Below are 12,832 nucleotides of genomic sequence, written 5' to 3'. Positions count from 1 at the left end.
TCGTGCGCCCGCGCTCAGCGCGCGGGCAGCTCGTCTTCGAACTCGTGGAACACGGGGGTGACGAGCTCGACGCCCGGCCACGTGCCGAGCTCCACGAGCCACGTGCTCACCTCGGCGGTCGATGCCTCGATCGTCAGCGCGATTCCCTCGCTCGTGCTCGGGCCGCAGGTGACGCGCGCATCGGAGAGGAGACGCGCGCGCACCTCGCGCTGCGCTCCTTCCTCGCGGCGCCACCGCGCGACCACACCGACGATCGCCATCGCTCCAGCCTCCGGGCCGCGAGGTACGCGCCGAGCGACGCCCGTCGACGGAGCCCCGGACTCGATATGACGAAGATCATGTGCCCCGTAGGCAGCCGCGATCTCGCGCGTACTCCCATTGCGTGCGAATGGAGCTCGCGATCTCGATCGGTGCGGTGGTGTTGGCCGCTTGTGGGCCCGACCCCGACATCATCGCTTGGCGCGCGGGCCTCGGCGCGAGCACCGAGCGCTCGCCCGAGGCCGAAGCGGCGCTGTTCCCAACCACGATCCACGAGCCACCGGAGCTGACGTCGATCACGACGAGCGACGGCGTGCCCGGCACCGCATGCGCGACGTGCCATTCGATCGCCGGGGTGACCCCGGAGTCACGCGCGACGAGCGCGGACGAGGTGGGCGGGCCACACGCCGGGCTGCGCTTCGCGCACGGGAGCAACACCTGCGGCGCCTGCCACGCGAGCGACGATCCGACCTCGCTCCGCCTCGCCGACGGACGCGCGCTGCCGATGCGCGAGGCGATGACGCTCTGCGCGCAGTGCCACGGGCCGCAGTACCGCGACTACCAGCACGGATCGCACGGCGGGATGCGCGGTCACTGGGATCGCAGCGTCGGTCCGCGCGAGCGCAATCACTGCGTCGACTGCCACGATCCCCACGCGCCGCGATATCCGAGCTTTCGCCCGATGCCGCCGCCGCGCGATCGCGTCGCGCCGGTGGTGCCGCGCCACGAAGGAGCGCCGCGCCATGAGTGAGAGTCAGGACTTCGTGTCCCGTCGCACGATGCTGAAGACGGCGGGCGCGACCCTGGGCGCCGCGGCGTTCGCGCGCGCGCTCGCGCCGGTGGCCGAGGTCGTCGAAGAGCTCGGCGCCGAGGAGTTCCTGCAGAAGCACTATCGCGAGATGACGCCCGCGGAGCTCGAGGTCGTCCTCCGCCGCATCGAGGCCGACGCCCTCGAGAATTACGGCGCCGAGGTGCACGTGCGCGACGTGCGGCCGCGCGAAGGCGTGCAGTTCGGATATGCGCTCAACCTCAGCGTGTGCATCGGATGCCGGCGCTGCGCGGACGCGTGTCACCGCGAGAACAACCACGATCGCCGCACGAACCAGAGCTACATCCGCGTGCTCGAGATGCAGCAGGGCTCCTTCGACATGGAGCACGGCGACGCGACCTACGACCACGCGGTGCCGCAGCCGGGCAAGTACTACATGCCGGTGCAGTGCCAGCAGTGCGACAACCCTCCTTGTGTCGACGTCTGTCCGGTCGAGGCGACGTGGAAGGAGCGCGACGGAATCGTCGTCGTCGACTACGACTGGTGCATCGGCTGTCGTTATTGCGAGGCGGCCTGTCCGTACCACGCGCGCCGGTTCAACTGGGAAGCACCGGAGATCCCCGCGGAGGAGGTCAATCCGGATCAGGCGTACCTCTCGAACCGCATCCGCCCTCAGGGCGTGATGGAGAAGTGCACGTTCTGCCTGCACCGCACCCGCGAGGGGCGCCTGCCGGCGTGCCTCGAGGCGTGCCCGACCGGCGCGCGCGTGTTCGGCAATCTGCTCGATCCGAGCTCCGAGATCCGCTGGGTGCTCGCGAACAAGCGTGTGTTCGTGCTGAAGGAAGAGCTCGGGACCCGCCCCCGCTTCTTCTATTTCTTCGACGAGTGAGGCAGTCGTGCAGACGAAAGCGGATTCGCACTGGGTGAGCTACCCGCGCTTCCTCGCTCGTGCGCTGTGGAGCGCGACCGACGGTGGCGTGACGTTCTATGCGTGGATGACCGGCCTCACCGCGATCGCGCTGGTCGGCGCGCACGCGTGGGCGACCCAGGTCGCGCAGGGAATGGCGCTCACCGGGATGAGCGATCACGTGTCGTGGGGCCTCTACATCGCGAACTTCACGTTCGTCGTGGGGCTGGCCGCGGGCGGCGTGATGATGGTGATCCCCGCGTACCTCTATCGCGATCACGACATGCACGACGTGGTGATCGTCGGCGAGCTCCTCGCGATCGCGGCGCTGATCATGGCGCTGCTCTTCGTGGTCGTGGATCTCGGCAGGCCCGATCGGTTCTGGCACCTGATCCCGCTGATCGGCCGCTTCCACTGGCCGATCTCGATGCTCACGTGGGACGTCGTGGTGCTCAATGGATATCTGCTGATCAACCTGCACATCTGCGGATATCTCGTGTACATGCGCTATCTCGGGCGCACGCCCGATCCGCGCTGGTACGTGCCCTTCGTGATGATCTCCATCGCGTGGGCGATCTCGGTGCACACGGTGACCGCGTTCCTCTACGGCGGGCTCGGCGGCCGGCCGTTCTGGAACACCGCGCTGCTCGCGCCGCGCTTCCTCGCGTCGGCGTTCGTGACGGGTCCCGCGTTCCTCGTGCTGCTGCTCCAGATCGTGCGGCGCGTGACGACGTTCCGCGTCCCCGAGAGCCCGATTCGCACGTTGATCGCGGTCATGCGGGTCACGGTGCTGGTCAATCTGTTCATGGTGTTCGCGGAGGTGTTCACCGCGTTCTACACCGGCGGCGCGCACGCGACGGCGGCGCGATATCTGTACTTCGGCATGCACGGCGCGACCGGGCTCGTGCCGTGGATCTGGAGCGCGGTCGCGCTGAACCTCTTCGGCGCGGTGGTGCTGCTCGTGCCGGCGCTCACGCGACGGACCGCGCTGCTCGACGTGGCGCTGGTCGGGATCTTCGTCGGTGTGTGGATCGAGAAGGGGATGGGTCTGATCATCCCCGGCTTCATCCCGAGCACGCTGCACGAGATCGTCGAGTACGTGCCGAGCCTGATCGAGTGGCGCGTGACCGCGGGCATCTGGGCCCTCGGGCTGATGGTGCTGACGATCGCGCTCAAGGTCGCGCTGCCGTGGATGCAGACCGCGCCCGCGCATTCGCACGACGGATGATCTGGATCACTCGGCTCGCTCCGAGAGCGGGTACCTCCATTCGCAGCAGAGGTGCCCAATGCGACGAGAACGTCTCTTCGCGTCGGCGAGCGCGCTCGCGCTCGTCCCGGCGCTCTTCGGCGGTGCCTGTGATCGAGAGTCGACGGCGGCCGAGCCGCCACACGTCGCGAGCGCGCCCGCGACGAGCGCGCGCGAGCCGCTCGCGCCGATCGATCCCGCGGCGCTGCCGCGCGTCGACGCCGAGCTCGGCGTGCCGCCGATGGCCGCTCCGCCGACGAATCGCGACGCGCCGGCGCACGTGACCGTGCGGCTCGAGGTGCGCGAAGAAGTGCGAGAGATCGCCGACGGCGCGCAATACACGTTCTGGACGTTCGGTGGGACCGTGCCCGGCCCGATGATCCGAGTGCGGCGCGGAGATCACGTGGAGCTCCACCTGATGAACCACCCCGACAACACGATGCCGCACAACATCGATCTCCACGCGGTCACGGGGCCCGGTGGTGGCGCGACGAGCACGTTCACGGCGCCCGGGCACCAGACGCGCTTCTCGTTCCGCGCGCTCAACGCGGGCGTGTACGTCTATCACTGCGCGACCGCGCCGGTCGGCATGCACGTCGCGAATGGCATGTACGGATTGATCGTGGTCGAGCCGGAGGGTGGATACCCGCCGGTCGATCGCGAGTACTACGTCGTCCAGGGTGATTTCTACACGACGGGTGATTATCGCGAGCCCGGACTGCAGCCCTTCGATCTCGAGCGCGCGATCGACGAGGACGCGTCGTACGTGCTGTTCAACGGGCGCGACGGTGCGCTCGCGGGCGACCGCGCGATCACCGCGCGCACCGGTGAGGACGTGCGCATCTTCTTCGGCAATGGCGGGCCGAACCTGACGAGCTCGTTCCACGTGATCGGCGAGATCTTCGATCGCGTGTGGGCCGAGGGCGGCAGCACCGTGACCAGCGACGTGCAGACGACCACGGTGCCCGCGGGCGGCGCGGCGATCGTGGACTTCGGGCTCGAGGTGCCGGGCACGTACATCCTCGTCGATCACGCGCTGCTGCGCGCGTTCAACAAGGGCGCGGTCGGCATGTTGCGCGTCGAGGGCGAGGAGCAGCGTGCGATCTACTCGGGCCAGGAGGTCGACGAGGTCTATCTCGGCGATCTCGGTCCCGCTGCGCTCGCCGCGGCGGCGCAGCCTCCGGGTGACGGCGGCAGTGATCGGATTGCGCAAGGACAAGCGACGTTCCTCGGGACCTGCGCGGCGTGCCACCAGCGCGACGCGACGGGCCTCGGCAACGTGTTCCCGCCGCTCGCGGGATCGGACTACCTGATGAGCGATCGCGAGCGCTCGATCCGCATCGTGCTCGCCGGCTTGTCGGGGCCGATCGACGTCAATGGCCGTCGCTTCGACGGTGTGATGCCGCCCTTCTCGAACCTCACGGATCACGAGATCGCGAACGTGCTGACGTACGTGCGATCGAGCTTCGGGAACGACGGAGGCGAGGCGATCCGCGACGACGAAGTCGCTGCGGTGCGCGCGTCGCTGCCGCGTCGTGATCCCTCGGTGCATCCCTGATGTGATCGGCATCACCGCGCGGACTGCGATCGCGAGCACTTCGATGGGCAGGGAGGAGCGGGCGGTGGACCGCGGCGTCGGGGAGATGATGGCGATCACCGCGATCGTGCTCGGCGTCGTGTGCGGCGCGAGCGCGGAGGTCGGTGACGCGGCCACGCCATTGCGCGTCGTCGGCGCGGGCTCGTACCGCGGGCTCCTCGCACGGGATGGCGAGCCTGCGATCGACGTCGTGTCGTTCGCGCTCGAGGAGCACCCGGTCACGCGCGCGCAGATGCGCGCGTTCGTGAGGGAGAGCCCGCGGTGGCGTCGAGACGCCGTGCCGCGCGTGCTCGCGGAGGAGCGATATCTCGCGAGCTGGCAGAGCGCGGAAGAACCGGGAGAGAGCTCGCTCGCGCGGCCGGTAACCGAGGTGTCGTGGCACGCCGCGCGCGCGTACTGCCGGTGGCGCGGGCGGCGCTTGCCGACCGAGGCGGAGTGGGAGTGGGCGGCGTGTGCCGATGCGACGCGTGCCGATGCGAGCGACGACACCGAGCACGCGCGTCGTGTGCTCGAGTGGTACGCGCGACCGCGGCGCGCGCCCGATCGCGCGGCGGGATCGGGCGCGCCGAACGTGTGGGGCGTGCGCCATCTGCACGGGCTCGTGTGGGAGTGGGTGGATGACTTCGGGGCGTCGATGGTGGCGTCCGACGATCGCGAGCGAGGCGGGCGAGACGCGCAGCGCGTGTGCGGTGCGGGCGCGCTCGGCGGCGGCGATCCGACCGAGTACGCGACGTTCATGCGGTTCGCGTTCCGCTCGAGCCTGCGCGCGGACTTCGCGCTGCCGCACCTCGGGCTGCGATGCGCAGCGGACCTGCGAGGAGACGGACAATGAGGAGAGCGACGACGATCGTCCTGGCGCTCGCGCTCGGTGCGTGCGGGCAGTCCCACGACGAACACGCGCACGATCACGCTGCGCACCAGGGCGCACCGATGGCGGCGGAGCGGCCGACGCTCGACGGCGCGTCGCTCTACCAGCTCGACCCCGATCTGACGTTGCGTGATGCGCAGGACGCGCCGTTCGCGCTCGCGTCGCTGCGCGGACGACCGGCGCTCGTCACGTTCTTCTATGGCGGATGCACGACGATGTGCCCGCTGATCGTCGCCGACGTGCATCGCATCGTCGCTGCGCTGCCCGAGCCGGCGCGCGCCGAGACGAACGTGGTGCTGGTGACGATCGACCCGGCGCGCGACACACCGGAGCGGCTGCGCGGCCTCGCGATCCAGCGCGGCATGCCCGACACGTGGCAGCTGATCGGCGGTGACGAGGGCTCGATCCGCGCGCTCGCGTCGACGCTCGGCATGACGTACCGGCGGCTGCCCGACGGGAGCTTCGCGCACGCCGCGCTCTACACGGTGCTCGATCGCGAGGGACGCGTCGTGCACCAGCTCGAAGGAACGGGCCGCGACATCGGAGAGACCACGGCGGCGCTCACGCGCGCGGCCGAGCCCGGTCCTTCCTGAGCCACGCGCCCCACGCACAGGAGAGACGACCGTGACGACGCTGCGCCATGCAGCGCTCGCGGCGATGGCGCTCGCGCTCGCGAGCCTGCCACCGTCCGCGCGCGCCCAGGACCAAGACACCACGACCGAGACCGAGCCGCCCGCTCCGGTGATCGCCGCGCCGCCGCCCGGCGTGATCCAGGTCGGCGAGCTCGAGCTCCGGCCGCAGCTCGAGTCGCGCGCGCGCGCCGAGCTGCGCATCGATCCGCTGATCGGTCGCGACGATCTCTACTTCGTCACGATGCGCAACCGGCTCGGCATGGATGCGCGGTTCCGGGACGTGCGCGTGCTCCTGCAATTCCAGGACGCGCGCGACTTCGGTGTGGTCGAGCCCACCGCGAGCACCGGCGCGACGACCGAAGTGCACCAGGGCTTCCTGCAGATCGGCGGCGAGCAGACCTTCGTGCGCGTCGGTCGTCAGGAGATCGACTGGGGCAGTCAGCGCTTCGTCGGCTCGCTCAACTGGACCAGCGCGGCGCGCTCGTTCGACGCAGTGCGCGGCCGATGGAGCGAGGGCATCGTGACGCTCGACGCGTTCGGCGCGTGGGTGCGCACGGTGCGCGCGATCTTCGACGCGCGCACCGGCGAGAGCGCGCAGAGCGAGGGCGACTGGCTCGCAGGCACCAGCGCGAGCTTCGTGCTCGCGCCGGTGGGACGGCTCGGTGTGTACGCGCTCTATCGCCACGACGGGCCGACCGAGGTGCCGAGCACGATCACGGACCCGATGCAGATGGGCGCGTACCTCGATCGACAGCGCGACATCGTCTCGCCCGGCGTGCGGCTCGAGAGCGAAGGGCGAGGCCCGCTGCGTTGCGAGCTCGAGCTCGTCGCGCAGGTCGGCCGCGTGATGGACCGCGATCACGTCGCGCTCGCGGCGGTGGGCGAGGTGCACTACCGCTTCGACGACGTCGCGCTCGCACCGTCGATCGGCGGCGGCGCGAGCTACGGCTCGGGCGCGGGCGCGGACCTCGCGGAGCTCGACAACTTCCATCCGACCAACCACGCGCGCTATGGCAGCGCCGATCTGATCGGGCTGCGCAACCAGGCGCACGGGTTCGTGCGCGCGGGGATCGCGCCGCGAGGGACGAGCCTCGAGGTGTGGGCCGACGTGCACCTGCTCGCGCTCGCGGAGCCGGGCGCGCGATGGAGCGACGCGACGGGCCGCACGATCGCGCAGGACGCGAGCAACGACGAGCGCTTCCTCGGCACCGAGCTCGACGTGGAGGTGCGGTGGAGACCCGATCCGCACGTCGCGCTGTGGGGCGGCTACGCGCTGTTCGCGCCGGGTGCGGGTGCGGCGCGCCTCGGGCGCGAGCAGGTGACGCACTGGGCGTACCTGATGCTCGGCGTGACGCTGCCCTGAGCACCTCGCGCATGACATCGGTCAGCTCGCCCGGCGCGAGGACTGGACGCCGAGCCGGGCGATCGCACTTGGAGGGCATGCTGCTGTCCATCGGCAAGAAGCGGAGCGCGACCGACCTGCACGATCTCGTGCTCGACTGTCACGAGCGCATCCGGCACTTCACCGCGCTCGCGGTGAAGCTCGCGACGCTCGACGCGAGCGCGGAAGAGCGCGCCGGGGTCGCGGCGTCGGTGGCGCGCTACTTCGAGAAGGCGCTCCCGCTCCACATCCGCGACGAGGACGAGAGCATCCTGCCGCGCCTCCGCGGACGCGCGCCCGACGTCGACGCGGCCCTCACGCGCATGCACGACGAGCACGAGGAGCACGATGCGATGCGCGCCGAGCTGGTCGAGCGCACCCTCGCGATCGCGATCGATCCCCAGGTGTACCCCGAGCACGTCGAGCGCCTGCGCACGCTCGCGCCCGCGCTCCGCGACGCGCTGCACCTGCACCTCGAGTCCGAGGAGCGCGTGATCGTGCCCGCGCTCCCGCGGCTGCTCTCGGTCGACGAGCGGCGCGCGGTGATCGCCGAGATGCGCGCCCGGCGTGACGAAGGTCACGTGCTCTCGCGAGCATGACGGAGGTCATGGATCTCGGGTGACGCGTGCGCAGCTCTCGATCACCTGAACGGGAGGATCGAGATGACGCCACCGCGCAACCTGCCGGAGACCGAGCCCGAGGCCCCGCGATCCGGCCACGGTGCGCCGTGCGTCGACTGTCCTGCGACCCGCATCGGGTGCTTCGAGTCGCTCGTGCCCGCGGTGAGCGAGCGCGACTCGTACGGTGCGCGCGGGTCGGTGGCGAGCGCCGCGTGCGCGTTCGTGCGCTCCACGCTCACCGCGCGCGCGCCGCTCCCGCCCGCGTGGGCCGAGCGCCACGCGTTCGTGCTCGTGCGGCGCGGCGTATTGGTGCGGGTGCGCGGCGACGCGAGCGGCGAGACCGCGGCGATCGACTGCGCGGGCCCCGGCGCCTACGTGGCGATGCCGAGCGGCGGCGAGCCGCGCGATCTCGGCTACGCCGCGACCGATCTCATGGTGTGCCTCTGCCCGCGAGACGTCGCGGAGCACTTCCTCGCGCACGATCCGGCGCACGCGCGCGACGTGATCACGGGGATGGGCCAGGCGCTCGAGCGGATGGAGCGGCTCGCGTTCGCGCGCGCGCAGAGCACCGCCGAGCGGCGCGTCGCGACGCTGCTCGCGGCGATCGCCGACACGATGGCACCGCCGCGCCGCAAGGAGCGCCTGCCCCACGGGCTGCAGCAGCGCGACCTCGCGCGGCTCGCGGGGGTGCGGCACGAGAGCTTCTGTCGCGTGCTCGGCGAGCTCGAGCGACGCGGGCTGGTGCGTCGCGATCGCGACGGTCTCGAGATCCTCGACCACGACGGGCTCGCGCTCGCGGCTTGATCGAGCGCAAGAGCACGCGGGGGAACGACTGGTAGTCGACCCGCGATGCACGCACGAATCGATCATCGCTCGCTGTACCGGCTCCCGTGGAGCCTCTCCGACAACCCGATCGCGTGGCTGGAGCCCACGCAACAATGCAACCTCGCGTGCGACGGCTGCTATCGCGAGAACGTGAAGTCGCACCGCACGATCGACGAAGTGCAGCGCGACCTCGACACGTTCGCCGCGCTCCGCAACTTCGACGGGGTCTCGATCGCCGGCGGTGACCCGCTGCTGCACCCGGACCTGCCCGCGATCATCCGGCGTGTGCGCGCGATGGGCCGCAAGGCGATCGTGAACACGAACGGCAAGGCGATCACGCGCGAGATGCTCGTCGAGCTCAAGCGCGCGGGCCTCGTCGGGATCACGTTCCACGTCGACTCGCGACAGGGCCGTCCCGGATGGCGCGGCAAGACCGAGAAGGAGACGAACGAGCTGCGTCAGGAGTACGTCGATCTCGTCGCGTCGGTCGGCGGGCTCGCCTGCGCGTTCAACTCCACGGTCTACGAGGAGACGCTGCACGAGGTGCCGGACGTGCTCGCATGGGCGGGCCGGAACATCGGCAAGGTGCACACCGTCGTGTTCATCCTGTTCCGCGCGGCGAAGCTCGACGACTTCGACTACTACGCTGGCGCGCGCAAGGTCGACATGGGCGAGATCGTCTATGCGGAGACCGAGCGCCCCGAGCGACGTACCGACATCGACGCGCGCGAAGTCGTCGGGGTGATCCGCGAGCGCGAGCCCGAGTTCACGCCGTGCGCGTACCTCAACGGCACCGAGAAGCCGGACTCGCTGAAATGGCTCGTCGCGCTGCGCGTGGGGTCGCCGGGGCGCGTGCACGGATACGTCGGGCCGAAATTCATGGAGCTCGCGCAAGCGGGATATCACGTCGTCAGTGGTCGATATCTGAGCTACGCGCCGGACTGGACGCTCTCGGTCGGACGCACGGTGATGGGGACTGCGCTGTTCGACGGTGGCGTGCGCAGCGCGGCGCGGAATTGGCTCGGGGCGGTCGCGGCGCGCCCGCGGTATGCGCTCGAGACGCAGCATCTGCAGTCGGTGCTCGTGATCCAGCCGATCGACGTGCTCGAGGACGGGCGCGCGAACATGTGCGACGGCTGTCCCGACATGACGGTGCACGACGGAAAGCTCGTGTGGTCGTGTCGTCTCGAGGAGCAGCGCAATTACGGGCAGTGGGTGAATGCGGTGCCGAAGAAGAGCGGCTGTCCGCACGTGACGCTCCCCGTCGTGCAGTGACACTCGAGGTCGGTCGAAATCCGCTCGCCCGCCGTCCCTACCGTCCGCGCGCTCCCATCCGGGGCCTGCGGGACGCGCACTCCGGCAACCCATCGGCTCGCCCGCCGGTCCCTACCGTCCGCGCGCTTCGCGCGCTCCCGTCCGGGACCTGCGGGACGAGCACTCCTGCAAGGACTCACCGCAGTCGGCGCACGATCGCAGCGAGCTCGTGCGCCGGCTGCTCCGCGCAGAGCGTCTCGCTCAGCTCGTCGCTCGTCGGGGCGCGCACGCTGCGGACGATCTCGATCTCGGCGCTGGGATCCTCGTCGTCGGGGATGCGCCAGGTCGCGCCCGGCGGCAGCCGCACGATCGACGCGCCGGTGACCACGTCGACGAGCGGGGTCGCCATCGCGCGGGTGCACGACGGTGCTTCGACGCGCGCGACGCACTCCGCGTAGCTCTGTCGGAACGTGACGTTCGCTGCGACTGCGTCGGTCGCGCCGCGATGAGAAATGACCGCGGTCAGGATTCTCCCGTCGTCCCCGGCGAGCACGATCCCGGGGCCGAGGCGCGCTTCGACCGCTGCTCCGATCGGCAGGACGCCGAGGCGCTCGCGCGGCAGCGCGATCTCGAGCTCGAGCTCGCCGTCCGCGGTGTCGAGGAGCAGGGTGGTGGTCGCGTTCGCTTCGTCGGCGCGCGCCAGCGTTCCTGCGATCGTGATCGTCTCGCCGGAGCCCGCCTGCCACGTGATCGCGCCGCGCGCGCGCATCGGGATCGCGAGCGGCGCGTCCGCCGGGATCCAGGTCTCGGTGTCGCACGCGCCGGCGGGAGGGTCGATCGCGCAGCCGAGCAGCACCGCGAGCGGCAGCGCGCGCCTCATGCGCCGAAGTCCTCGCGCACGATCGTGTCGACGTTGCGCTCGGCGAGCGCCGCGATCGTGAAGCACGGGTTCGCGCCCGGGGTCGATCCCGGGATCAGCGATCCATCGAGCACGTAGAGGCCGGGATAGCCGTGCACGCGCCCGAAGCGATCGGTCGCGCGTCCGATCACGCACCCGCCGAGCGGATGGAACGTGCTGCCGTCGGTCACGCCGAGGCGCTCTTCGACCACGGCTCCGCTCGCCTCGTTCAGCCTGCGGATCGTGTCCTGCGCGGCAGCGCGCGCGGTGCGCGCGTACTCGGGGTGCCAGTCGATCACGATGCGATCGCTCTGCGGATCCCAGCTCGCGCTCGCGAGCTCGTCGCACACGCCCGACGAGGGCTGGATCATGCAGTGGCACTCGCCGCCGAACGCCGCGGGCGCGTGCTCGATCGTCACCGGACCGATGGGGTTGTCGAGGTCGTGCACGAAGATGCAGGCGGGCCCGCCCTGCCATGCGCCGACGTCCTCCTCGAAGCGGCCGCGCACCGTGAGGCTCTGCCCGTTGTTGCCCCAGCCACGACCGACCTCGTCGGAGAGCATCGGCAGCGCACCCTCGGCGCGCGCACGCAGGAGCAGCCGCGTGGTGCCGGTCGATCCCGCGGCGAGCACCAGCGCCGGCGCGCGCACGCGGAGCTGCTCGAGCACGACGCCGTCCTCGTCGATGCGCTCGACCTCGGCGACGTAGCGACCATCGGGATCGCGCGCGATCCGCCGCACCTGGTGCAGCGCGCGCACCTGACAGAGGCCGGTCGCCTCGGCGCGCGCGAGGTAGGTGCGATCGAGGGAGATCTTCGCGCCGCTGTTGAGGCCGTAGATGTAGTCGCCGACCGTCGCCTCGGGCGGGATCTCGCCACGCAGCTCGGCGCGCACGAGATCCCAGTCCACCGCGTTGTCGACGCGGAACGGCGCGAGCCCGGCGCGCTCGGCGTGATCGAGGAACACGCGCATGCCGCGGTACGCGTCGCTCGCGAGCACGTCGTCGGGGATCGGCCGCGCCGGCATGACCGCGTGCACCTTCGGGTACCAGGTCGAGTCCATCTCGTCGTACGAGATCCACTCGGGCATCGCGCGATGGAAGATCGCGCGCGGCACCCGCATGAAGATGCCGCCGTAGACGAGCGAGCCTCCGCCGACGCCCGCTGCGGCCATCACCGCGAGCGCGTTCGCGTCGATGCGCTCGACGAGACCCGCGTAGGGGACGAGCCCGCCTCGCACGAGCCCGATGTGCGTGCGCTCGCTCATCCACGCGGCGCGTCGATCGGGACGGCGCAGCGAGCAGAACGTGTCGCCCGCCTCGGTGATCTCCCATCGTCGACCGCGCTCGAGCACGAGCGATGGGATGCCCGCTTCGGCGAGGCGGAGCGCGGCGATCGATCCGCCGAACCCCGAGCCGACGATCAGCGCGCCGGACTCTTCGATCACGGTGGGCGTGGGCGCGCCGCACGCGCCGGCGAAGAGCCCGGCGAGGGCGGCGCTCGAGGTCCCGACGAAGCGCCGGCGACCCATGTTGCGCAGGAGCGGATGTTCCACGGCGGCCCCACGTGCACGCGCGTG

Annotated in this window: 13 protein-coding genes; 10 read left to right on the top strand and 3 right to left on the bottom strand. The window is 71.0% G+C overall.

Annotated features, from left to right (window positions below; genetic code table 11):
* Window positions 1-14: 14 nt before the first annotated feature.
* On the bottom strand, window positions 15-260 hold the full coding sequence (locus I5071_RS30125) for a hypothetical protein (RefSeq protein WP_236516709.1): 246 nt from the start codon (window positions 258-260) through the stop codon (window positions 15-17).
* A gap of 128 nt (window positions 261-388) precedes the next feature.
* On the opposite strand from I5071_RS30125, the gene I5071_RS30120 reads away from it, so the two are divergent.
* From I5071_RS30120 to I5071_RS30075, 10 genes are all read left to right on the top strand, one after another.
* On the top strand, window positions 389-1,009 hold the full coding sequence (locus tag I5071_RS30120; RefSeq protein ID WP_236516708.1) for a hypothetical protein: 621 nt from the start codon (window positions 389-391) through the stop codon (window positions 1,007-1,009).
* Entirely contained in the window at window positions 1,002-1,916 is a 915-nt protein-coding gene (locus I5071_RS30115; protein WP_236516707.1) for a 4Fe-4S dicluster domain-containing protein, read from the top strand. Before I5071_RS30120 ends, I5071_RS30115 begins: the two co-directional genes overlap by 8 nt.
* Window positions 1,917-1,923: 7 nt before the next feature.
* Entirely contained in the window at window positions 1,924-3,162 is a 1,239-nt protein-coding gene (gene dsrP / locus I5071_RS30110; RefSeq protein ID WP_236516706.1) for a sulfate reduction electron transfer complex DsrMKJOP subunit DsrP, read from the top strand.
* Window positions 3,163-3,220: 58 nt separating this feature from the next.
* Window positions 3,221-4,738: a copper-containing nitrite reductase gene (gene nirK, locus I5071_RS30105; protein WP_236516705.1), complete on the top strand. Its 1,518-nt coding sequence runs from the start codon at window positions 3,221-3,223 to the stop codon at window positions 4,736-4,738.
* Window positions 4,739-4,802: 64 nt separating this feature from the next.
* Entirely contained in the window at window positions 4,803-5,609 is an 807-nt protein-coding gene (locus I5071_RS30100; protein ID WP_236516704.1) for a formylglycine-generating enzyme family protein, read from the top strand.
* Window positions 5,606-6,238, top strand: a complete 633-nt coding sequence (locus I5071_RS30095) for an SCO family protein (RefSeq protein ID WP_236516703.1) — start codon at window positions 5,606-5,608, stop codon at window positions 6,236-6,238. The genes I5071_RS30100 and I5071_RS30095 overlap by 4 nt, the downstream gene beginning before the upstream one ends.
* Before the next feature lie 31 nt (window positions 6,239-6,269).
* On the top strand, window positions 6,270-7,640 hold the full coding sequence (locus I5071_RS30090) for an alginate export family protein (RefSeq protein ID WP_236516702.1): 1,371 nt from the start codon (window positions 6,270-6,272) through the stop codon (window positions 7,638-7,640).
* A 77-nt stretch (window positions 7,641-7,717) separates the two neighbouring features.
* Window positions 7,718-8,257 (top strand): hemerythrin domain-containing protein, encoded by a 540-nt coding sequence (locus I5071_RS30085; RefSeq protein ID WP_236516701.1) that lies wholly within the window; start codon window positions 7,718-7,720, stop codon window positions 8,255-8,257.
* A 63-nt stretch (window positions 8,258-8,320) separates the two neighbouring features.
* The gene (locus I5071_RS30080) at window positions 8,321-9,082 is read left to right on the top strand and encodes a Crp/Fnr family transcriptional regulator (protein WP_236516700.1); all 762 of its coding nucleotides are present in this window, start codon (window positions 8,321-8,323) and stop codon (window positions 9,080-9,082) included.
* 45 nt (window positions 9,083-9,127) lie between these two features.
* Complete coding sequence (locus I5071_RS30075; RefSeq protein ID WP_236516699.1) at window positions 9,128-10,378, top strand: radical SAM protein; 1,251 nt, start codon at window positions 9,128-9,130, stop codon at window positions 10,376-10,378.
* A 175-nt stretch (window positions 10,379-10,553) separates the two neighbouring features.
* On the opposite strand, the gene I5071_RS30070 is transcribed toward I5071_RS30075, so the two are convergent.
* Window positions 10,554-11,237, bottom strand: a complete 684-nt coding sequence (locus I5071_RS30070) for a hypothetical protein (protein ID WP_236516698.1) — start codon at window positions 11,235-11,237, stop codon at window positions 10,554-10,556.
* Complete coding sequence (locus I5071_RS30065) at window positions 11,234-12,808, bottom strand: GMC oxidoreductase (protein WP_236516697.1); 1,575 nt, start codon at window positions 12,806-12,808, stop codon at window positions 11,234-11,236. The genes I5071_RS30070 and I5071_RS30065 overlap by 4 nt, the downstream gene beginning before the upstream one ends.
* Window positions 12,809-12,832 lie beyond the last annotated feature (24 nt).

Source organism: Sandaracinus amylolyticus, from assembly GCF_021631985.1.
Lineage (GTDB): Bacteria > Myxococcota_A > Polyangia > Polyangiales > Sandaracinaceae > Sandaracinus > Sandaracinus amylolyticus_A.
Note: the sequence above shows the minus strand (reverse complement) of the source record. Positions and strands in the feature narration are given on the sequence as shown.

Excerpts from the sequence above, each read along its gene's own strand:
- I5071_RS30115 (WP_236516707.1), top strand. The coding sequence starts at position 1,002 with ATGAGTGAGAGTCAGGACTTCGTGTCCCGTCGCACGATGCTGAAGACG.
- I5071_RS30085 (WP_236516701.1), top strand. The coding sequence starts at position 7,718 with ATGCTGCTGTCCATCGGCAAGAAGCGGAGCGCGACCGACCTGCACGAT.
- I5071_RS30095 (WP_236516703.1), top strand. The coding sequence starts at position 5,606 with ATGAGGAGAGCGACGACGATCGTCCTGGCGCTCGCGCTCGGTGCGTGC.
- I5071_RS30075 (WP_236516699.1), top strand. The coding sequence starts at position 9,128 with ATGCACGCACGAATCGATCATCGCTCGCTGTACCGGCTCCCGTGGAGC.
- I5071_RS30080 (WP_236516700.1), top strand. The coding sequence starts at position 8,321 with ATGACGCCACCGCGCAACCTGCCGGAGACCGAGCCCGAGGCCCCGCGA.
- I5071_RS30125 (WP_236516709.1), bottom strand. The coding sequence starts at position 260 with ATGGCGATCGTCGGTGTGGTCGCGCGGTGGCGCCGCGAGGAAGGAGCG.
- nirK (WP_236516705.1), top strand. The coding sequence starts at position 3,221 with ATGCGACGAGAACGTCTCTTCGCGTCGGCGAGCGCGCTCGCGCTCGTC.
- I5071_RS30120 (WP_236516708.1), top strand. The coding sequence starts at position 389 with ATGGAGCTCGCGATCTCGATCGGTGCGGTGGTGTTGGCCGCTTGTGGG.
- I5071_RS30070 (WP_236516698.1), bottom strand. The coding sequence starts at position 11,237 with ATGAGGCGCGCGCTGCCGCTCGCGGTGCTGCTCGGCTGCGCGATCGAC.